Consider the following 20,108-nt stretch of genomic DNA (forward strand, 5'->3'; position numbering starts at 1 on the left):
GGTGCTCGGCGGGTGCGCGCGCCGCCGGTCTGCGGCTGCGGCGTGCGGAGTTGCTGTGAGATTGCACTAGTGCAATACTTTCTTTGTGCTAGGAGAGTATCGGATCGAAGGGCGGGGCGCAGCAGAGATCTCCGCCAGCATCGAGCGCGGCATCGGCACCGGCGCGCTGCGGCCCGGCGCCCCGCTGCCGCCCCTGCGCGCGCTGGCGGCGGAGCTCGCGGTCAACCCGAACACGGTGGCCGCCGCGTACCGCATGCTGCGCGAGCGCGGCGTCGTCGAGACCGCCGGGCGGCGCGGCACCCGGGTGCGGGCCCGCCCCGCGACCGCACCCCGCGAGCAGATCAGCGTCGCCGTACCGCCCGGCGCCCGGGACCTGTCCACGGGCAACCCCGACCCCGCCCTGCTGCCCCCGCTCGGCGCCGCCCTCGCCGCCGCAGCCGCCCGCCACGCCGAACGTCCCGTGCTCTACGGCGACGAGAGCGTCGCCCCCGAGCTGGCCCGGCTCGCCCGCGCCGACTTCGACGCCGACGGCGTGCCGGCAGGCCCCGTGGCCGTCACCTCCGGGTCGCTGGACGCGATCGAACGCGCGCTGGCCGCGCATCTGCGCCCCGGCGACGCGGTCGCGGTCGAGGACCCGGCCTGGGGCAGCCTGCTCGACCTCGTGCCCGCGCTCGGCCTGCGGCCGGTGCCGGTGGAGCTGGACGACGAAGGGCCCCTGCCGGAGCGCACGGCGGCGGCGCTGGCCGCCGGCGCGCGCGCTCTGGTCGTGACCTCCCGCGCGCAGAACCCGACCGGCGCCGCGCTCACCCCGGCGCGCGCCGCCGAGCTGCGCGCCGTCCTCGCCCGGCACCCGGAGGTGCTGCTCGTCGAGGACGACCACGGCCACGCGATCGTCGATCTGCCGTTACAGCCGCTGGCCGGCGCCGCGCGGCACTGGCTCGCGGTGCGCTCCGCCGCCAAGGCGTACGGGCCGGACCTGCGGCTCGCGGCGCTCACCGGGGATCGGGTGACGGTGGACCGCGTCGCGGGCCGCCAGCGCCTCGGCCCCGGCTGGGTCAGCCGGCTGCTCCAGGACGCGGTCGTCCACCTGCGCGGCAGCGGGGTCCTGGACCCGGCGGCGGTCGCCCGCTCGTACGGCGAGCGGCGCGAGGCACTGCTGACGGCGCTGCGGCGGCGCGGCGTCGAGGCCGCCGGGCGCAGCGGCATGAACGTGTGGCTGCCGGTGCCCGACGAGACCTCTGCGGTCACGCAGCTCCTCAGGGCCGGCTGGGCGGCGGCACCCGGCGCCCGCTTCCGCCTCGCCTCGCCGCCCGGTATCCGGCTGACCGTCTCGCCGCTCGCCGGCCGGGACGTGGAACCGCTGGCGGACGCAGTGGCGGCGGCGGTACGGCCCGCACCCGGACGGCGGTGGGTCTGAGGGGCAGTACGGGCTGCCGGTGCGGACGGCGTACGGAGCGCCCGTACCGAACGCCCCTACCCGCGCCCTGCGTCCGCCCCGCGCGGCCGGCTGCGCGAGAGCGCCGCACCCGCCAGCACCACCGCCGCCCCGACCGGCGTATTCCACGTCAGCTCCTCGCCGAGCAGCGCCACGCCCGCGGCCGTGGCGATGACCGGGATGAAGTACGTGACCATCTGCGCCGTCGTCGGCCCCACCTCGGCCACCAGCCCGTACTGCAGGAGCACCGCGAACCCCGTCCCCAGCGCCCCCAGCGCCAGGACCGCCAGCACCGGCACTGCCGGATACGAGCCGGGCGCCGAGGTGAACAGCCCGGTGGCCAGCGCCAGTTGCGCCGTGCCCAGGAGGAGCTGCGCGCCGGTCATCGACAGGTGGGAGTGTGGGCTGCCGGCCAGGGTCCGGCGTACGTACAGCCAGCCGACCGCGTAGCTCGCCGAGGCGAGCAGCGCGAGTGCCGTACCGAGCGGGTCCTGGCCGCTGAAGCCCTGCCAGGCGCCGAGGACGATCAGCACGCCGGCGAACCCGAGGCCGAGGCCCGCGACCCGGCGGCGTGTCGGCCGGTCCTCCTGCAGTGCGACGAAGGAGAGCAGCATGCCCCACAGCGGCGACGTGGCGTTGCAGATCCCGGCGAGGGAGGAGGGGATGTGCAACTCGGAGTAGGCGAAGAGGGAGAACGGCAGCGCGTTGAGAAAGAACGCGGCGACCGCCAGGTGCGCCCACGTACGGCCGCCGCGCGGCAGCGACTCCCGGCGCACGGCCAGCGCGACGACGAGGACGGCGGAGCCGAACACCATGCGGCCGAGGGTCACCTGCAGCGGGGCGAACTCGTCGGTGCCCAGCTTGATGAGCAGGAAGCTGAACCCCCAGATGACGGAGAGGGCGGCGAAGCGGACGCGCCAGTCGAGGACGGGCTTCCGGGCGGCGGAAGCGGTGGCCGGGTCGGTGGCTGCCGGTGCCGTGGTCATGGGACTACGGTGAGCCACCCGATCCTCGTAGCACAAGCGAGACTTTGTGGGAGCTATCTCGTAGCATCGCTTACATGTTGAACCTGGAACGCCTGCGCACCCTGGCCGCCGTCGCCCGGCACGGCTCCGTGAGCGCCGCGGCCGACGGGCTGCACATCACCACCTCCGCCGTCTCCCAGCAACTCGCCAAGCTGGAGCGGGAGACCGGGCAGCAGTTGCTCGCCAAGAACGGCCGCGGCATCCGCCTCACCGACGCGGGCCGGCTGCTCTCCGAGCACGCCGACCGGATCCTGTCGCAGGTCGAAGCGGCACAGTCCGAGCTGGAGGCGCACCGCGGACGGCCCGTCGGAGAGCTGGGGCTCGCGGCGTTCCCGACCGCCGCCCGCGGGCTGTTCCCCGCAGCGCTCGCGGCGCTGCGCCGCGACCATCCCGAGCTGCGCGTACGACTGCGCGAGCAGGAACCGGACGAGACGGTGCCCGGCGTGATGCGCGGCGACCACGACCTCGGCGTCGTCCTGGACTGGTACAACAAACCGCTGCCGCTGCCCCCGGGCCTGTCCCGGGCGCCGCTGCTCGACGACGTGGCAGACGTCGCCGTGCCCGAGAGCCACCCGCTGGCGCGGCGCGCGGACGTGGTTCTGGAGGACTTCGCGGACGACGACTGGATCTCCTGGCCGGAGAGCGAGTTCTGCCACGACTGGCTGGTGTTCACGCTGCGCGCCAAGGGCATCGAGCCGCGCATCACGCACACCGCGGAGGAGCACCACACGCAGCTCGCGCTCATCGCCGCGGGCCTCGGCGTGGCCGTCGCGCCGCGGCTGGGCCGCGGGCCGGTGCCCGTGGGCGTACGCATCCTGCCGGTACGCGGCGCGATGCACCGGCACATCTACGCGATCTGGCGCTCCGACGCCGACCGCAGGCCGTCGATCAGGGAGGCCGTACGCGCGCTGCAGGTGACGGGCCGCGCCGTCTGAGCGCGGCCCCGGTTCGCCCGGGCGCGGGGGTGGCGGCCGGGGCCGGTGGCCGCCCCACCCGCGGCCGGCCGGCCCTCCTCGTCTCCCGTACGCCCGCCGCGTACGCCCCGCGTGTACGCCCTGGGAGGGGTCAGCCCCGGCGCAGGGTGTCGCCGTCGACCCGTACGTCCTCCGCGGGCAGCGGCTGCGTAGCCGGGCCGGTCGCGACGCTGCCGTCCGCGATGGCGAACTTGCTGCCGTGGCAGGCGCAGTTGATCGTGCCGTCCTCGACGCTGCTGACGATGCAGCCCATGTGCGTACAGACCGCGGAAAACGCCCTGAACTCGCCCGGCTCCGGCTGCGTGACGACGATCTTCTCGTCCTTGAAGATCTTGCCGCCGCCCTCGGGCACCTCGCCCGTGGTGCCGAGCTGCGAGCCGCCGTCTCCACCCTCTTTCTGCGGCTGCTGCTCCTGGGCGCCGCCGGAGTCTCCGGAGCCGCCCGGGTCGCCGCCGTCGCCCGGGTCGTCGCCGCAGGCGGCGAGTGCGGCGGTGAGTCCGCCGGCGCCGACGGCGGCCACGACGGTGCGGCGGGCGGTGAGCCGGGCCGGGTTGCGGGATTGCGTCATGGTGGGGCCCTTTCCTGGTGCGCCGGTCTGCCGCCTTTGGGCCGGCGGGCCCGGCGTTCTGATCGTGTGCCTCAGCGCCCTCATACGTACGCCGGAGGGCCGGCGTTCAGCTCCCGCCGCAGGAACGCCAGCTCGAACCAGAGGAGATTCTCGGCGATCGCGTCGTCGGAGATCATGTGCGACGCGCCGGGTACCGGCAGGACGGTGTGCGGCCGGCCCGCGGCCAGCAGCTCGCCGGACAGCCGCAGGGTGTGGGCCGCGACGACGTTGTCGTCCGCGAGGCCGTGGACGAACAGCAGGGGCCGGCGCAGCCGGTGGCCGAGGCCCACCAGGGACGACCGGTCGTAGTGCTCGGGGTGCTTCGCGGGGTGGCCGAGGAACCGCTCCTGGTAGTGCGTGTCGTACAGCCGTGCGTCGGTGACGGGCGCGCCGGCGACGGCGGCGTGGAAGACGTCCGGCCGGGTGAGGACCGCCGCCGCGGCGAGGAAGCCGCCGAACGACCAGCCGCGGATACCGACCCGCTCCAGGTCGAGGTCCGGATGGCCGGCCGCCGCCTGCAGCCCGCGCACCTGGTCCTCGACGGCCTTGTCCCGCTTGTCGCCGCTGTTCAGCCGCTCCCACGACGGCGCGCCCGGCGTGGCCCGCCCGTCGGTGACCAGCACGGCGAAGCCCTGCTCCGCGAACCACTGCGAGACCAGCGTCCACCACCCGCGCGCCGGCACCGCCAGCCGCAGCCCCGGCCCGCCGTACGGGTCGAGCAGCACCGGCAGCGGGCCGTCGCCGGGACGGTGCCACGACGGCAGGAACAGGTTGCTGCGCAGCCCGCCGGGTCCGTCGAGCCGATGCGGCCGGGGCCGGATCGCCGGCTCCTCGGCGAGGGAGACCAGCGCCCCGGCCGGGTGGCCAGCGGCCAGCACCCGCGTCGCAGGACCGGTGGGCGTCACGCTCTCCAGCACCGTCGTCCCGCCGCCCGCGGTCGCCGTGTGGTGCCCCGGCTCGTCGGTCAGCGGCGCGCAGCCCGACCCCGGTTCGTACGACCACACATGCCGCTCCGCCGGGTCCTCGGCCGCCGTGAACAGCACCCGCTCGCCCGCGACTCCGAGCACCGCGCGCACCTGCAGCCCCGCGGGCGTGACGGGCTCGCCGTCGCGAAGCAGGCGGTACGTGTCCGTGGCGGTGTCGTTCGCAACCCGCAGCAGCGCGCCGGACGCGGACCTGGCGGGGGTCCCCGGCACGAGCCGGGTCCAGTGCGCGTCGCGCGTCTCGGCCAGCACGCGGGTCTCGCCGGTGCCCGGGTCGGCGGCGAGCGTGAGCAGGGTGCGCTGGTCGCGGCTCTGCACGCCGAGGAGCGGGCCGTGGGCGTCCCAGCGGACGGTGGCCAGATACTCGTACGCCGTCCGGTCCCACCGCACCTCCGTACGGCGGCCGGCCAGCGTGACCACGTGCAGGGAGACGTCCGCGTTGGCCGTACCGGCGACGGGGTAGCGCACGGTGCGCGGCTCGGCCGCCGGGTCGGCGGGGTCGGCGAGGTGCCAGCGCTGCACGCCGGACTCGTCCACGCGCGCGACGAGCAGCGCGCCGCCGTCCGGGGCCCACCAGTGGCCGCGGTCGCGGTGCATCGACTCGGCGGCGACGTGCTCGGGCAGCCCGTACGTCACGTCGGCCCCCTCGGGCTCCGCGAGCAGCCGGTCCTCGCCGTCCCCGACGGAGACGGCGTGCAGTGCGCCACCCGTGACGTACGCGACGTACCTGCCGTCGGGGGACAGGCGGGGATCTACGGCGGGCCCGGCGGCGGGCACCCGGAACGGCGCCGAGCCGTCCGTCCGCACCGCCCACAGCTCACCGCCCAGCGCGAACACCGCGAGCCGTACGGCGGCGTCCGTGGCGTACGAGGTGACCCCCGCGGTCCGCGTCCGTGCCCGCTCCCGCCGCACCCGCTCCGCCACGGGCTCCGCCCCGGCCCGCGGCAACCCGGCCGGATCCGCCAACTCCCGCTCCACGCCCCCCTCGTAGAGCCACAGCCGCGCCACGGCATCCGTGCCGCTCCCGGTGCGCAGGAACAGGACGCGCTCGCCGTCGGGCGAGACCGTCGCGCCGTGCGGCAGCCCGAGCGTGAACTTGCGGGTACGGGCGAGATGACGGGGGAACTCGGATGCGCGCTGAGCGTTCATGCCCGAGACCATGCACACAGATCAGCCGTCGCCGCCAGGGGGACAGCCCGGCCGGGCGGGACGTCACAGCGGGCGCTGCGGCTGCGTGACGCCACCCCGGTCCCGCACCGGCGCGCGCGCCTGGCGGGGCACAGCGGCGGCGGGCGCGAGGAGGGCCCGCAGACGGCCCGGGGGAAGTCCGGACTCGGCGCGTACGACGTGCGTCATGTGCGCCTGGTCGGCGAAGCCGAGTTCGGCCGCGAGCCCGCCGAGGTCGCGTTCGCCGGCGGCCAGGCGCTCCAGCGCCCGCGCGGCGCGCAGCCTGTTGCGGTAGCGGCTCAGCGTGGCGCCTGTCGCCGCCCGGAACACCCGGCTCAGGTGGTGCGGCGAGCAGCCCAGCCCGGCGGCGAGCGCCAGGAGCCCGAGGCGCGGGTCCGCGGCCAGCGCTTCCCGGGCGCCGTCGGCGAGCCGCCGCCGGGCCGCGGCGGTGGCCGGAGCGCCGCTCGCCACCCGGCGCGCGTCGAGTTGGGCGAGCGCCGCCGCGATCAGGGCGACGGCCGACTCGGCGGCCGAGAAGGGGTCCCCGGTGCCGCGGTCCGCGGACGCGCACAGCAGGCGGTGCCGCAGCGCCATCGCGGGCGTGGTGAACACCAGCCCCGCCGGCACGGCCGGATCGCCGCCCAGCAGCGAGGCGAGCAGCGGCTCCGAGGGCACCAGCTCGGTGTAGCGGTCGGCGCCGAGCGGGTGCGCGAACTGCTGCTCGCTGCCGAGCCGTTCGACGTACACCGACGCGGGGTCCATCGTCTGCTCCACGCCGTCCGCCCGCGTCCGTACGACACCGGTGCGTACGAGGACGAGCCCGAAGACGTCCGCGGCGCGCAGGGGCGTCCACCCGGCGGGCGGATCGCCGCAGTACACGTCGGCGGCGCAGAGGTCGTCGCCGGTGAGGATCGCACGCCGGGTCGCGGCCATGCCCGTAAGCCTTGCACAGGGGGGCGGGGATCGAGCACGAACTTACAAGTGCGGACGGGGCGGTGGACGGGAGGGTGACTGCTGTGCGGACGCGTGGGCGGCCGGCGGAGCAGGGGAGCTGTGATGGCGCGTATGAACGACGGGGGCGTAGCACCGGGTGCCGGGGCGGGCGGCTGGCGGGGAGGGAGCGCCGGTGCCGGGGTGTGGGGGCGGCGGCGGGTGCTGCGGGGCGTGGGCGCGGCGGCAGCGGGGGCGGTCGCCGCGGCGGCGTCGGGCACGGCGGCTGCCGCCGCGCCCCCGGCGCGCCGCGGTCCGGCGGGCGGCACAGCGGGCGGCACTGCGGTCGCTCCGGCGGCCGGTCCCGCGTCCGGCCCGGAGGCCGCCGGGGCGGCCGTGTGCCGGGCCGGGCGGTTCGAGGTGACGGCGCTGCTGGACGCGCACGGGACGTTCCCCATGCCCGGCGCGGACGCCTTCCCCGGCGCCTCCGCCGCCGCGTGGGCGGAGGCGCGGCGCGTCGACCCGCGGGCGTTCGGGCCCGGCGGCACCTGGGAGCTGGACTTCCGCTGCTTCGCCGTACGGCGCCCCAGCGGCCGGGTCGTCCTGGTGGACTCCGGCATCGGCCCGGCCGGCAGCCCCGCGGCGAGCTGGGCGCCGGTGCCGGGGCTGCTGCCCGGGCGGCTGGCCGCCGCCGGCATCGCGCCGGACGACGTGGACACCGTCGTCCTCAGCCACCTGCACGAGGACCACTACGGCTGGTCCGTCACCCCCGACGGCGTACCCGCCTTCCCGCACGCCAGCTACGTCGTCCAGGCCGCCGAACTCGCCGCCCTCGCCCCGGACGACGCCGCGGTGGCGTACGCCGTCGACCCGCTGCGCGCCGCGGGGCGGCTGCAGGCCGTCGACGGCCGCACCCGCCTGGCCGCGTACGGCGGCGGCGCCGTCACGCTCGTGCCGACGCCGGGACACACCCCCGGGCACCAGTCGGTGGTCGTGGACGGCGGCGACCGGCAGATCGTGATCGCCGGCGACGTCCTCGTCCACGCCGTGCAGCTCGCCGACCCGGCCGTGCGGTACTTCTTCGAAGAGGACCCCGACCTCGCCCGTCTCACCCGGCGCCTGCTGCTGGAACGGGCGAAGGAGCGCGGCGCGGTGCTCGCCACGGCGCACCTGAACCGGCCGTTCCTCTCCCTGCGCTGACCCGCGGTACGCAGCTGATGCCGTTCCGAGGGGGCGCCGGCCGCGGCGGGCGGCGAGTCGGGGACGACGGGCCCTCCGGGCCGGACCGGGCCCGGAGGGGCGTATCCGGGAAGCCTTTCCGCGTGTACAGCAGTACCTCGATGCGTTCATCGACCGGTGCTACGGGGTCCGGCACCCGACGCTCCAGCCGTGCACGCGCTGTGGTGGCGGGCGGCCAATGCGCTGGACGACGTGGCGGACGGCGACGCAGGCCCGCGGACGTACGGGATGGCCGGGAGCGCCGCCCTGACCGCCGCCCTGGAGTGCGGCTACGGACTGCCGCTGCGCGTGCTCACCACCCTGCCGGTACCCGAGCCGCTGCGCCGCGTCCTGGCCGCCGACTACCTGGAGAGCTGGACCACCGCGACCGACGGGCAGCTCGGCGACCTTCTCAACGAACCGGGCAGGGTGGGACCCGACGAGGTGTGTGAGGTGTACCGGAAGAAGAGCGGCGCGGTCTACGCCATGGCCTGCGCCGCGAGCGCCCGGCTGGCCCACGGCGCCGGGTCCGCCGGGTCCGGTCCGGACGCGGACAGGGCCGCGGCATGGGGTGAGTTCGGCGAGGTCCTGGGGATCCTGGCGCAGCTCCGCAACGATCACGAGGACCTGCGCGACGGCGCCGGGGCGGATCTGCGGAACGGGACCGCCACCTACCGCCTCGCGCAGCTTCTGCACCGGACGGACCTGGCGGTGAGGGAGCGGGCCCGCCTGCTGTTCAGCCAGGCCGCCGTCGAGGTGCTGGGCCGGCCGGCGGCGATGTTCTACCCCGCCGGCGACCGGGCGGCCGGACGGCCGGAGCAGACGCTGGCCGCCGCGGGCGAGAGCGGGCGGTACGAGTCCGAGGGCTGGCGGGAACGGCAGGGAGGCGAGCGGTGCTGGCCGAGTCCGGTGCTCACCGTGATCCGCGACGCGAACGGGGACGTGTCGGGCTTCGCAGAGGTGATCAAGGATGCCGGTGAACGGCGGCGGGCCGGCTCCCTCTTCCACGGCCTGCTGGAGTCCGCCCCCGACGCCATGGTGATCACGGGCCCCGACGGCCGGATCAAGCTCGCCAACCGGCAGGCGGACGTGCTCTTCGGCTACGAGCGCGAGGAACTGGTCGGCCGGGAGATCGAGGTTCTGGTGCCGCCCCGGTTCCGCGGGAGATCCTGAGCGGGGTGCTGTCCGGGCAGGCCGAGTTGCTGGCGGACCTGCGGGCGGACGGCGCGGACGGCCGGTCCCGGGCCGACGGGCCGCCCCCGTAGGACACGGGGCTCCGGGGCTTCGCGTCGTCGCGCACGAGCAGGGAGCCCGCCGGTGAACCTGCTGCGTAAGATCCGCGACACCGGACGGGCGGCGGAACCCGCCCCGCCGCTCCCGCAGGCCGAGCCGCCGCCCGCGGCCCGGGAACTGGGCGGTTCTGCGCAGGTGCGGTGCATCGACGCCGGCTCGTGCAACGGCTGCGAGGTCGAGATCGCGAACGCCTTCGGCCCGGTGTACGACGCGGAGCGCTACGGCGCCCGCCTGGTGGCCTCGCCGCGGCACGCGGACGTGGCACTGGTGACGGGCCCGGTGACCCGCAACATGGCCGAGCCGCTGCGCCGCACCGTCGCCGCGATGCCCGAGCCGCGGATCGTCGTGGCCGTCGGGGACTGCGCGCTGAACTGCGGCGAGTTCGCCGGCGCGTACGGGGTCGAGGGCGCGGTCGGCGACGTGGTGGACGTGGACCTTGAGGTGCGCGGCTGCCCGCCGCGGCCGAGGAGATCGTCGCGGCGCTGCGCACCGTGACCGGCCGATGAGCGTGATCGGGGCGGCGCTGAGCGCCGCCTGTGCCCTGGCCGGGGCGAGTGCCGTTGCCGGGGCGCTGGCGCGACCGCGCCGCCGTGCCGCCGTCGTCGGCGGCTGCTGGGGCTGCCGCCGTTCAGCCTGTTCGCGTCCGAAGTCGCCCTGGTACGGGCCGGGTTCGCGGCGGGTCTCGGATGGCCCACGGGGGCGGCGCTGCTGCTGGTCCTGATCGCGTTCGGGGCCATCGGGGCGCGTACGGCACGGATGCTGCTGGGTACGTACGGCCCGCGCCCGGCGCACGCCGGCGCGGACGGCGGGCACGTACCGCACGAACGCGTACCGCACGGAGAAGCCCGGCCGCGGCCCGCCCCGCCGGCCTCGGCGGAACCCGGCACCGCGCCCGCCACCGCCGCGTCCGCCGTCGCGCTCGCCCCCGCCGCACCGGCCGGCAGCCCCGGGAGCGCGGCCGAAGAGGCCCCGTTGCGCCTTCGCCCCGCCGCCGGAGCCCCCCTGGCCCTCGGGCTGCTGGCCTGCGCCGTCCTGGGCATCGCCGCCGCCCCGCATCCCCGTCCTCTACGGCGGCGACGTCCTGGCCCGCTTCCTCATCCGCGCCGAGGAGATCGACACCTCCCTGGCCCTCATCGCCGAACTCACCCCCGGCCTCCGCCCCGGCGTCAGCACCGCACAGCCGGCGACGGCACCACTGCGCGGGCCCGCCTCGGGCGTGGGCCTCACCGAGGGCTGGCGGGGCACCATCACCACTCGCGTCGAACTCGCCCCCGACGGCACCCTGACCCGCGTCAAGCCGGTCGACCCGTCCTTCTTCAACTGGCCCGTACTCCCGCTCGCCCTGGCCGACACGATCGTCCCGGACTTCCCCCTGACCAACAAGAGCTTCAATCTCTCCTACGCGGGCAACGACCTCTGACCGCCGCCGGGAGCCGGGGTCAGCTCACTTCGTCGCCCCCCTCGTGAACCCGTTGTAGATGTAGCGCTGGAGGAACAGGAAGACGGCGAGGGTCGGCAGGATGACCAGGATCGTGCCGGCTGAGATCGTCTCCCAGTGCGCCCCGTAGGGGCCCTTGAAGCGGAACAGCGCGGTGGACATCGTCCCGAGGTCGTCGGAGGGCATGTAGAGGAACGGGATGTAGAAGTCGTTGTAGACCGTGACCCCCTTGACGATGACGACCGTCGCGATCGCCGGCTTGAGCAGCGGAAAGATGATCTTCCGGTAGATCGTGAAGGAGTTGGCGCCCTCCAGCCGCGCCGACTCGTCGAGCGAGATCGGAATGGACCGGATGAACTGCAGGAAGATGTAGATCGAGACGATGTCTGTGCCCATGTAGAGCACGATGGGCGCGAGCCGGCTGTTGACCATCCCGAAGCTGTCGACGATCTGGAAGGTCGCCACCTGCGTGGTCACTCCCGGCACCATCGCTGCGACCAGGAAGAGCCCCACCACCAGCTTGCGGAACCGGAACCGGAAGCGGTCGATGGCGTACGCCGTCATCGAGCCGATGACGACGGTGCCGGCGATTGCGAAGACCAGGATGACCGCGGTGTTGGCGAACGCCGAGAGCATGCGGCCGTCCTCGAAGGCCGTCGCGTAGTTGTCGAAGTTGAGCGGGTTGCCGGGGAGCGAGAGGGCCCCGCCGTCGCCTGCCATCTCCTCCGGGGTCTTCAGCGAGGTGAGGAAGACCACCAGCAGCGGCAGCACCACCACCACGGCGGCCCCGGCCAGCGACAGATATGTCAGCGTGCGCGCGGCGACGGCCGCTTTCATACGAGGTCACCCGCCTTCTCGTCCGGTACGAGCGTCCGCTGCACCCAGGTCACCGCGAGCACGATCAGCAGCAGCACCACGGCCGCCGCCGACGCCAGCCCGGTCTTGTTGAACGTGAACGCCAGCTCGACGGTCTGGATCACGAACGTCTCGGTGCCGGTCGCGCCGCCCGTCATGATGTACGGGATCTCGAAGACCGCCAGCGAGCCGGAAACCGCCAGGATCACGCTTAGGCTGATCACCGGGCGGATGCCCGGCGCGATGATGTGCCGGAACTGCTGCCAGCGGTTTGCGCCGTCCAGCTCGGCGGCCTCGTAGAGCTCGCCGGGGATGGACTGGATCGCGCCGAGGAACAGTACGAAGTTCAGCCCCATGAAGCGCCAGACCGACACCCCGGCCAGCGAGGCGTTGGCGGAGGTGGAGTCGCCGAGCCAGGCGCGGTCGGGCTCGTCGCCGAAGAGGCCGAGGAGTGCGTCGAGGGTGCCGCCGTCCTGGAAGAAGTAGAGGAAGACGAAGCCGATGGCGACGCCGTTGACCAGGTACGGGAAGAACAGGATGCCCTTGAAGAAGTTGCGGAAGCGGACGTTGAAGCTGAGCACGGTCGCGAAGTACAGCGCCAGCGCGATCTGCACCGCCGAGGCGGCGAGGTAGTAGCCGCTGACGAAGAAGACCTCGAACAGCTCGGAGCGGGTGAAGAGGTCGCGGTAGTTCTCGGTGCCGACGTAGTCCAGCTCCGGGCTCAGCCCGTCCCAGTCGGTGAAGCTGTACGCGGCCATGTTGGCGACGGGCGCGTACGTGAACGTGATCAGCAGCGCCAGCGGGGCGGCGAGGAAAAGCCACGGCACCGCGCCGCCCGCCAGCCGGCGCCTGCGCGCACTCACCGGTAACCCAGCTCCTCCGCGGCGTCCGTCCAGCGCTCGGAGAGGCCGGCGAAGAGGTCGCCGGGGCTGCCGTCCCGGGCACCGCGCGCGATGTCGACCAGCTCCTGGCGGTACATCGGGTCGTCGATGCCGACCTCCGAGGCGTCGTCCAGCTCCTTCAGCTCCGCGCCCTTCGACTGGTCCAGCTCCAGCAACTGCACGTCCTGCTCCTCGTACTCGGCGAGCACGTCGGGCAGCGGGGCGTCGCGCAGGGTGGAGATGTTCATGTTGTCCTCGGGGTAGCCGGACTTCTCCGCGAACCAGTCGACCCAGGCGCGCGCGGCCTCCTTGTGCTCGGAGTGGATGCTGACGGCCTGCTGGTAGTCGGGGGAGAGACCGGCGCAGAACTTCCCGTCGACCTGGAGCGGGAACGGCATGAAGCCGATGTCGTCCGGGTCCGTGCCGGCCTGTTCGGCGGCGTCGCGCATCTGGACGACGGCCCAGGAGCCGAGGAACATCGTGGCGATCTCGCCCTTGGCGATCTGAGGCTTGGAGCCCTCCCAGTTGGTGGTGGTCGGGTCCTTCTCCGCCAGGCCCTGCTTCACGATGTGGTACAGCAGGGAGTCCACGGTGCGTACGGTGCCGCCCTCGGCGAAGGGGTCGCCCTCGACCACCTCGACGTCCGCCTGGTCGTCGCAGCTCGCGGAGGACTGGGCGGGCCACCACTGGGCCAGCGGCCAGGCGTCCTTGAAGTTGGTGTAGTACGGGACGGCGTCGGTGCGGTCCTTGACGGCCTTGAGGTCGTCGAGGAACTCCGCCGGTGTGGTGGGCCATTCGGTGACGCCGGCCTGCTCCCAGACGCGCTTGTTGTAGACGAAGCCGGGGATGCTGCCGTAGATGCTGACCCCGTAGACCTCGCCGTCGACCGTGGAGTAGTCGGTGAAGCGGAACTTCTCGCTGCGTTCCGACTGCTTGCCCAGCGAGGCGAAGAACCGAGGGTAGTCGTTCTTCTTCACCCTGCCCGGGATCATGAGCACGTCGCCGTAGTCGTCCGAGTTCATCCGGGTCTTGACTTCGCCCTCGTAGTCGGTGACCCCGTCGAACTCGACCTTGACGTTCGGGTACGTCCTGCGGAACTCGGCCGCGTACTCGTCCATCGTGCCGTCCTCGACGAGGTCGGTGCGGTGCGTGATGACCTCGATCGTGCCGGAGACCTCGTCCGGGTCGCCGACGGCCTTCGCCTCCTGCTTCTCCGACGAGGCCCCGCCGCCCGTGCAGCCGGCCGTCGTCGCGAGCGCGGCGGCCAGCAGCGCACCGGCAAGCGCCCTTCCCTTCATCGTCACCATCTCCGTCCGTGAGTCCGGCCCTGCTGCTGAACCGGTCGAGTGAAGGCCCCTTTTCTTGACGAGGAACCATCCCCCAGCACGTCCATGACGTCAACCTTTCCGACACAGAAAGGACTTGACCGGTTTATGGACAGCGTCGAAGGCTGCGACTACCTTGGCGCAGGACCCGAGATTGGAGCACCCATGAAGGACGTCATCCCGCTCACCGAGGGCTGGACCCTGCGCCACGGCGGGGACCGGCTGCCCGCGCGGGTGCCGGGCTGCGTCCACACGGACCTGCTCGCCGCCGGCGTCATCCCCGACCCGTACCTCGGCACGAACGAGACCGACGTCGCCTGGGTCGGCCGGCAGGACTGGACGTACGAGACGGAGATCGCGCCCTACGACGGGCCGCACGAGCGCACCGACCTCGTCTTCGACGGCCTCGACACCGCCGCCGCGCTCCGGCTCGCCGGCGAACCCCTCGGCGCGACCCGCAACATGCACCGCCGCTACCGCTTCGACGTCACCGGCCGCGGCGGCACCCTGGCCGTGGCGTTCACCTCCGCCTACACCGAGGCCGAGGCGGTACGCGCCCGCACCGGCGACCGGCCCAACGCCTATCCCGAACCCTTCCCGTTCATCCGCAAGATGGCCTGCTCCTTCGGCTGGGACTGGGGCCCGACGCTGGTCACCGCCGGCATCTGGCGGCCCGCCCGGCTGGAGCGCTGGAGCACCGCCCGGCTGTCCCGGGTGCGCCCGCTGGCGACGGTCGACGCCGACGGCACCGGCCGCGTCGACGTGCGCCTCGACGTCGAGCGCACCGACGCGGGCGCGCACCGACCGCTCACCGTCCGCGCCCGCGTCGGCGACGCCGAGGCGACTGCGGTGCTCGACGGCGCCGACGGTGCCGACGGCGAGGCCGCCACCGTCGCACTGGCCCTCGCCCGCCCGGAGCTGTGGTGGCCCCGCGGCTACGGCGGCCAGCCGCTCTACGCGCTGGAGGTCACCCTCCACGACGGCGACACCGCCAAGGGCCCGCTCCTGGACTCCTGGACCCGCCGCGTCGGCTTTCGCACCGTCCGCCTCGACACGGCCGACGACGCCCGCGGCTCCCGCTTCACCCTCGTCGTCAACGGCGAACCCCTCTTCGCCCGGGGCGTCAACTGGATCCCCGACGACGCCCTGCCGTCCCGCCTCACCGCCGCCCGCTACCGCAAGCGGCTGCGGCAGGCGGCAGACGCGGGCGTCGACCTCGTACGGGTCTGGGGCGGCGGCATCTACGAGAGCGACGACTTCTACACCGCCTGCGACGAACTCGGCCTCATGGTCTGGCAGGACTTCCCGTTCGCCTGTGCCGCCTACCCCGAGGACCAGCCGCTGCGCGGCGAGGTCGAGGCGGAGGCCCGCGACAACGTCGTCCGGCTCATGCCGCACCCCTCGCTGGTGCTGTGGTGCGGCAACAACGAGAACCTGTGGGGCTTTCGCGACTGGGACTGGGAGGGCGCCCTCGCCGGCGACTCCTGGGGTGAGGGCTACTACCTCGGCCTGCTCCCGCGCGTCGTCGCCGAGCTGGACCCCACCCGCCCGTACTGGCCGGGCAGCCCCTGGTCCGGCTCCTGGGCGCACCACCCCAACGACCCCGCGCACGGCAACCACCACGACTGGGAGGTGTGGAACCGCGCCGACTACACCGGCTACCGCACCGCCGTCCCGCGCTTCGTCGCCGAGTTCGGCTGGCAGGCACCGCCCGTGTGGGCCACGCTGCGCCGCGCGCTGGGCGAAGGACCCGAGCTGGCTGCGTACGCGCCCGCGATGCTCCACCACCAGAAGGCCGACGACGGCAACGGCAAGCTGGAGCGCGGCCTCGCCCGGCACTTCGACGTCCCCGACGGGACTGCCGACTTCGCCCGCTGGCACTATCTGATGCAGGTCAACCAGGCCCGCGCGATCTCCGCCGGCATCGAGCACTGGCGGTCCCACTGGCCGGTGTGCACGGGTACGGTGCTCTGGCAGCTCAACGACTGCTGGCCGGTCACCTCCTGGTCCGCCGTCGACGGCGACGGCCGCCTCAAGCCGCTGTACCACGAGCTGCGCCGGCTCTACGCGGACCGGCTGCTGACCGTACGCGAGGGCGGCGGGGCGGCGGGCGGCCTGGAGGTGGCAGTGGTCAACCAGGCCGCGGAGCACTGGTCGGGCACGCTCACGCTGCGCCGGACCGCGGTCGACGGCAGCGTGGTCGCGCAGGCCGAGGTCCCGTTCGCCGCCGGGCCGCGGGCCGTCGCCGTCGTGCCGGTGCCGGACGGGCTGCCGCCGTCGGCCGCGTCCGGGAAGGAGCTGCTGGTCGCCGAGACGGACGGGCTGCGGGCGCTGCACTTTCGAGCGCGGGACAAGGACTTCGCCTACCCCCGCCCGGAGTTCGTCGTCGCGGTGGTGCGCGCCGGGGCCGCCGACCCGGATAGGGTCGATGTCGTGGTCACCGCCCACACCTTCGTACGAGACCTGCTGCTGCAGCCCGACCGGCTCGACCCGGCCGCCACCGCCGACCGGGGCCTGGTGACGCTGCTGCCCGGTGAACGCGCGACCATCGCCGTCCGCGGCTGGTCCGCGCCCGCGGCGCCCCGATCGCCGGGCGGGGACGATCCTGCCGTCGCCGCCGTGCGTGCCGCACTCTTCTGCGTGGAGCCCGCGTGAGCGGCGGCGGCCCGCCGGCCAGAGCGACGATCAAGGACGTCGCCGCCCGCGCCGGGGTCTCCAAAGGGGCCGTCTCACTGGCCTTCAACAACCGCCCGGGTCTCGCCGACGCCACCCGCGACCGTATCTTCGCCGCCGCCCGCGAGCTGGGCTGGGCGCCGAACCTCGCCGCCCGCTCGCTGTCCAGCTCCCGCGTCGACGCGGTCGGCCTGGCGATCTGCCGCCCGGCCCGGCTGCTCGGTCTGGAGCCGTTCTACATGGAGTTCGTCTCCGGGATCGAGAGCGTGCTCGCGGAGCGGTCGTGCTCGCTGCTGCTGCGGCTGGTCCGCGACCTGGACGAGGAGCTGGTGCAGCAGGAGCGGTGGTGGAGGTCCAAGCAGGTCGCCGGGTCGATCCTGGTGGACTTCCGCACCGACGACCCACGGGTGACTGCCGTCGACGCGCTCGGCATGCCGGCGATCGCCGTCGGCCACCCCTCCCTGACCGGCGGCTTCCCCTCGCTGTGGACGGACGACGCCACCGCCGTCGCGGAAGCCGTACGCTATCTGGCCGCCCTCGGCCACCGGCGCATCGCGCACGTCGGCGGCGCCGCGGAGCTGGGCCACAGCGCGATCCGTACCGCCGCATTCGCGGCCACCGTCCGGGAACTCGGCCTGGACGCGGGCCGGCAGACGCCCACCGGCTTCTCCGGCGAGGACGGCGCCCGCGCCACCCGTACCCTGCTGGCCTCCGCGGAGCGGCCCACGGCGATCCTCTACGACAACGACATCATGGCCGTCGCCGGCCTGTCGGTCGCCGCCGAAATGGGCCTGTCGGTGCCCGCGGACCTCTCGCTGCTCGCCTGGGACGACTCGCAGTTGTGCCGGCTCACCCACCCCAAGCTCTCCGCGATGAGCCACGACGTGCACGGCTTCGGCGCCGAGGTGGCACGGGCGTTGTTCGACCTGATGACCACCGGTGCGGCCGAGTCCCGCCAGGTGCCGACCCCGGCCCTCACCCCACGCGGCTCGACGGGCCCGCCCAGGGGCTGATAGGCGGGGCGCGGCGATGGTGGAGCCGGGGTCGGTACGCGGCGGAGGGGCCCGGCGGCGCAGGTGGGGCGTCGCCGGGCCCTGTGCCCGTTTCCGGAACGGTAGGGAGCCGGTCACGGGCGGCCCGTGCCCGATACGGGGGCAACGGTCACGGGCGGTCCGGGGAGAGGCGCCCGCTACGGCGTCCAGACGATGGGGCTGCCCTCGTAGTCTTCCTCTTCGTACGAGGCGCCGGCGACGGCCGCGCCCGGCCCGGCGCCCTGCACCCGCTTCGTCTCGTACGTGGCACCGGCCTCGGCGAACTCGTCGGGCGCCATGCCCTCCTCACAGCCCTCGATGTCAGCGCCGAAGACCACTGCCCCGGTGTTGCCGCCGTCCGCCGTGACACCCCGCAGGTCCGGCGGATACGAGCCGCCGAGGTCGCTGCCGTCGGCGTTCTCGATCGTGTACTCGACGCAGAACGGCGTGATGTCCGCGTCGGCCTGGTCCCCCATGGCGGCGTCGAAGGCCGCCTTGTCCGCCTCCGTCACCGCCGTGACGGTGATCCCGACATGACCGGTGGCGCCCGCCCTGTCGTACGGGACGACCGCGGTCTCGCCGATCTTCAACTGCGTGCCCGGCGGCGTCACCTCGACCTCCTTGGGCGCGGCGGCCGGGCTCTCCTCCTCGTCGGCCGCCGGCTCCTCCTCGGGCTCCGGCGCGGCCTCCTGCGAGGACTCGGTGTCCTGGTCCGCGGCGGAGTCGTCGTCGTCCGAGCAGCCCGCAAGGGCGAGCGCGGCGGAGCTGACCAACGCCAGCACGGTCATGCGAGTTCGGTTCACTTCGGTGATGCCTTTCGGAAGTGCGCGGTGGCGCGCGGTGCCCCTCTCCCCGGCAGGTGCAGGAGAGGAATGCGTGAAGGACACGAGCGGTGCCGCGCACGCAGATTCGTGTCGCGACCCACGGTTGCACTCCGAGCCGCGGAAGGTCATTGACGCTCTGAGGACACTTTCTTGACGATGCGTCCACCGCCTCCGGCCCGGTCCGGGAAAAGCGCGGGCGGCGCGTGCTCTAGGCTCGGGTGCCTGCCTCGGGGGGCAGAGGGGTGGAGGCGTGATCGGGAACGAGTTCCGCAGCGACGACGTGCCGGCGGCCGAGCGCTTCGCGTACTGGCGCGACTGGATGCACGAGCGGATGGACGGGTTCAGTATCCGGGCGGCGGACGCGGTCGACGGGGGCGGCGGGACCGGCGACGGGTTCCTCGCCGAGGAGCTGGAGATGCGCCTCGGCGGGCTGGGAGTCTCGTCCCGCCGATTCTCCCCGGTGGACTTCCAGCGAACCCGCGCGGGCGCCGGCGCCGGCAAGGGCGGCTACCAGTTCCTGGTGCCCGTCCAGGGTGCGCTGCACACGGACTGGGACGGCCGCGCCGGCGTCTCCCGGCCGGGCGGCATGTACTTCCACGACGGGACCCGGCTCAACGCCCTCGGCTGCCGCGCCCCGGACGGCCACGGCCACTTCCACGCGCTGACCATCGAGATCCCGGAGGACCTTCTCACCCTCCCGGCCGGGAGCCTCGGGTGCCTCGTCGGGCAGGACCTCCCCGGCGACGAGGGCCCCGGTGCGCTCCTGACCGGGGTGGTCAGCCACGTACTGAGCAGCGCCGCCGGCTACCGCCCCAGCGACACCGCCCGGCTGGGCACCGCGGTGCTGGACCTGGTGCACGCCTGCCTGGCACACAATCTGGAGTCGAAGACGACCGCGGCGCTGGACCCCGAGCACCGCCAGCACGCCCTGCTGGTGCGGGTGGTGGACTTCATGCGCCAGCAGCTCGCTGACCCTGAGCTGACCCCGCAGCGGGTCGCGGACGCCCACCACATCTCGGTCAGCTACCTGCACCGGATCTTCCGCGCGCACACCGAGGGCCGCGAGACGGTCGCGGGCTGGATCCGCCGCCAGCGCCTGGAGCACGCCCGCCGCGACCTGGCGGACTCCGTCCTCGCGGCGGTCCCGGTGCACCGGATCGCCGCCCGCTGGGGCTACACCCACGCGGCGGCGTTCACCCGCAACTTCCGCGCTGCGTACGGCGTGACGCCCCGGGAGTACCGGCACGGGTCGGCCGGCGACTCCTGACGACGACCGGCTCCAAACCTCCCGCTGAGGTCGGATCCGGTGCGCGGGTCTCCGACGGCCGCCGAGCACCAGGCGCTACGGCGCCTGCGACGTCGCGCTTCCCAGGCACGCCCCGTACCTCTCCGCCGAGTGGACGCGGATGTCGCCGGCCGCGCCCCCGCGCCGCCGTCCGCCTGCGGTGC

Annotated in this window: 17 protein-coding genes and 1 pseudogene; 10 read left to right on the forward strand and 8 right to left on the reverse strand. The window is 74.3% G+C overall.

Features of this window, described 5'->3' with window-relative positions:
- Positions 1–85: 85 nt before the first annotated feature.
- Positions 86–1,417, forward strand: a complete 1,332-nt coding sequence (locus B124_RS10990; protein WP_496502551.1) for an aminotransferase class I/II-fold pyridoxal phosphate-dependent enzyme — start codon at positions 86–88, stop codon at positions 1,415–1,417.
- Positions 1,418–1,473: 56 nt separating this feature from the next.
- On the opposite strand, the gene B124_RS10995 is transcribed toward B124_RS10990, so the two are convergent.
- Positions 1,474–2,421 carry a DMT family transporter gene (locus B124_RS10995; protein ID WP_496502552.1) on the reverse strand — a complete coding sequence of 316 codons (948 nt, stop codon included), beginning with the start codon at positions 2,419–2,421 and terminating at the stop codon, positions 1,474–1,476.
- Positions 2,422–2,495: 74 nt separating this feature from the next.
- On the opposite strand from B124_RS10995, the gene B124_RS11000 reads away from it, so the two are divergent.
- Positions 2,496–3,395: a LysR family transcriptional regulator gene (locus B124_RS11000; RefSeq protein ID WP_496502553.1), complete on the forward strand. Its 900-nt coding sequence runs from the start codon at positions 2,496–2,498 to the stop codon at positions 3,393–3,395.
- A gap of 130 nt (positions 3,396–3,525) precedes the next feature.
- Here the strand turns inward: B124_RS11000 and B124_RS11005 are convergent, their stop codons facing one another.
- From B124_RS11005 to B124_RS11015, 3 genes are all read right to left on the reverse strand, one after another.
- On the reverse strand, positions 3,526–4,002 hold the full coding sequence (locus B124_RS11005) for a Rieske (2Fe-2S) protein (protein ID WP_496502554.1): 477 nt from the start codon (positions 4,000–4,002) through the stop codon (positions 3,526–3,528).
- An 80-nt stretch (positions 4,003–4,082) separates the two neighbouring features.
- Entirely contained in the window at positions 4,083–6,173 is a 2,091-nt protein-coding gene (locus B124_RS11010; protein WP_496502555.1) for a S9 family peptidase, read from the reverse strand.
- 63 nt (positions 6,174–6,236) lie between these two features.
- Positions 6,237–7,124, reverse strand: coding sequence for a helix-turn-helix domain-containing protein (locus B124_RS11015; protein WP_496502556.1), 888 nt, complete (start codon positions 7,122–7,124; stop codon positions 6,237–6,239).
- Between the two features lie 123 nt (positions 7,125–7,247).
- On the opposite strand from B124_RS11015, the gene B124_RS11020 reads away from it, so the two are divergent.
- From B124_RS11020 to B124_RS11040, 5 genes and pseudogenes are all read left to right on the forward strand, one after another.
- The gene (locus B124_RS11020; RefSeq protein WP_496502557.1) at positions 7,248–8,321 is read left to right on the forward strand and encodes an MBL fold metallo-hydrolase; all 1,074 of its coding nucleotides are present in this window, start codon (positions 7,248–7,250) and stop codon (positions 8,319–8,321) included.
- Positions 8,322–9,116: 795 nt separating this feature from the next.
- On the forward strand, positions 9,117–9,512 hold the full coding sequence (locus B124_RS11025; protein ID WP_496502613.1) for a PAS domain-containing protein: 396 nt from the start codon (positions 9,117–9,119) through the stop codon (positions 9,510–9,512).
- Positions 9,494–9,604, forward strand: a pseudogene (locus B124_RS11030) (transcriptional regulator); the annotation flags it as partial. The gene B124_RS11025 and the pseudogene B124_RS11030, both read left to right, overlap by 19 nt.
- 52 nt (positions 9,605–9,656) lie before the next feature.
- Complete coding sequence (locus B124_RS11035) at positions 9,657–10,127, forward strand: NADH-quinone oxidoreductase subunit B family protein (RefSeq protein WP_496502558.1); 471 nt, start codon at positions 9,657–9,659, stop codon at positions 10,125–10,127.
- A gap of 721 nt (positions 10,128–10,848) precedes the next feature.
- Positions 10,849–11,052, forward strand: coding sequence for a hypothetical protein (locus tag B124_RS11040; protein WP_496502559.1), 204 nt, complete (start codon positions 10,849–10,851; stop codon positions 11,050–11,052).
- Between the two features lie 24 nt (positions 11,053–11,076).
- Here the strand turns inward: B124_RS11040 and B124_RS11045 are convergent, their stop codons facing one another.
- From B124_RS11045 to B124_RS11055, 3 genes are read right to left on the reverse strand one after another with little or no spacing between them, the layout of a single operon-like run.
- On the reverse strand, positions 11,077–11,907 hold the full coding sequence (locus tag B124_RS11045) for a carbohydrate ABC transporter permease (RefSeq protein ID WP_496502560.1): 831 nt from the start codon (positions 11,905–11,907) through the stop codon (positions 11,077–11,079).
- On the reverse strand, positions 11,904–12,788 hold the full coding sequence (locus tag B124_RS11050) for a carbohydrate ABC transporter permease (protein ID WP_496502561.1): 885 nt from the start codon (positions 12,786–12,788) through the stop codon (positions 11,904–11,906). Before B124_RS11050 ends, B124_RS11045 begins: the two co-directional genes overlap by 4 nt.
- Positions 12,785–14,104 (reverse strand): ABC transporter substrate-binding protein, encoded by a 1,320-nt coding sequence (locus tag B124_RS11055; protein WP_496502562.1) that lies wholly within the window; start codon positions 14,102–14,104, stop codon positions 12,785–12,787. The genes B124_RS11050 and B124_RS11055 overlap by 4 nt, the downstream gene beginning before the upstream one ends.
- Before the next feature lie 192 nt (positions 14,105–14,296).
- On the opposite strand from B124_RS11055, the gene B124_RS11060 reads away from it, so the two are divergent.
- A complete protein-coding gene (locus B124_RS11060; RefSeq protein ID WP_496502563.1) occupies positions 14,297–16,786 on the forward strand; it encodes a glycoside hydrolase family 2 protein in 2,490 nt (829 codons plus the stop codon).
- Entirely contained in the window at positions 16,783–17,817 is a 1,035-nt protein-coding gene (locus B124_RS11065; protein WP_496502564.1) for a LacI family DNA-binding transcriptional regulator, read from the forward strand. The genes B124_RS11060 and B124_RS11065 overlap by 4 nt, the downstream gene beginning before the upstream one ends.
- Positions 17,818–17,993: 176 nt before the next feature.
- Here B124_RS11065 and B124_RS11070 read toward each other — a convergent pair whose 3' ends face one another.
- A complete protein-coding gene (locus B124_RS11070) occupies positions 17,994–18,638 on the reverse strand; it encodes a hypothetical protein (protein ID WP_496502565.1) in 645 nt (214 codons plus the stop codon).
- Positions 18,639–18,909: 271 nt separating this feature from the next.
- Between B124_RS11070 and B124_RS11075 the strand changes: the two genes are divergently transcribed.
- Positions 18,910–19,926, forward strand: a complete 1,017-nt coding sequence (locus B124_RS11075) for a helix-turn-helix transcriptional regulator (RefSeq protein WP_496502566.1) — start codon at positions 18,910–18,912, stop codon at positions 19,924–19,926.
- The last annotated feature ends 182 nt before the right edge of the window (positions 19,927–20,108 follow it).

It is taken from the genome of Streptomyces sp. CNP082 (assembly GCF_059570535.1).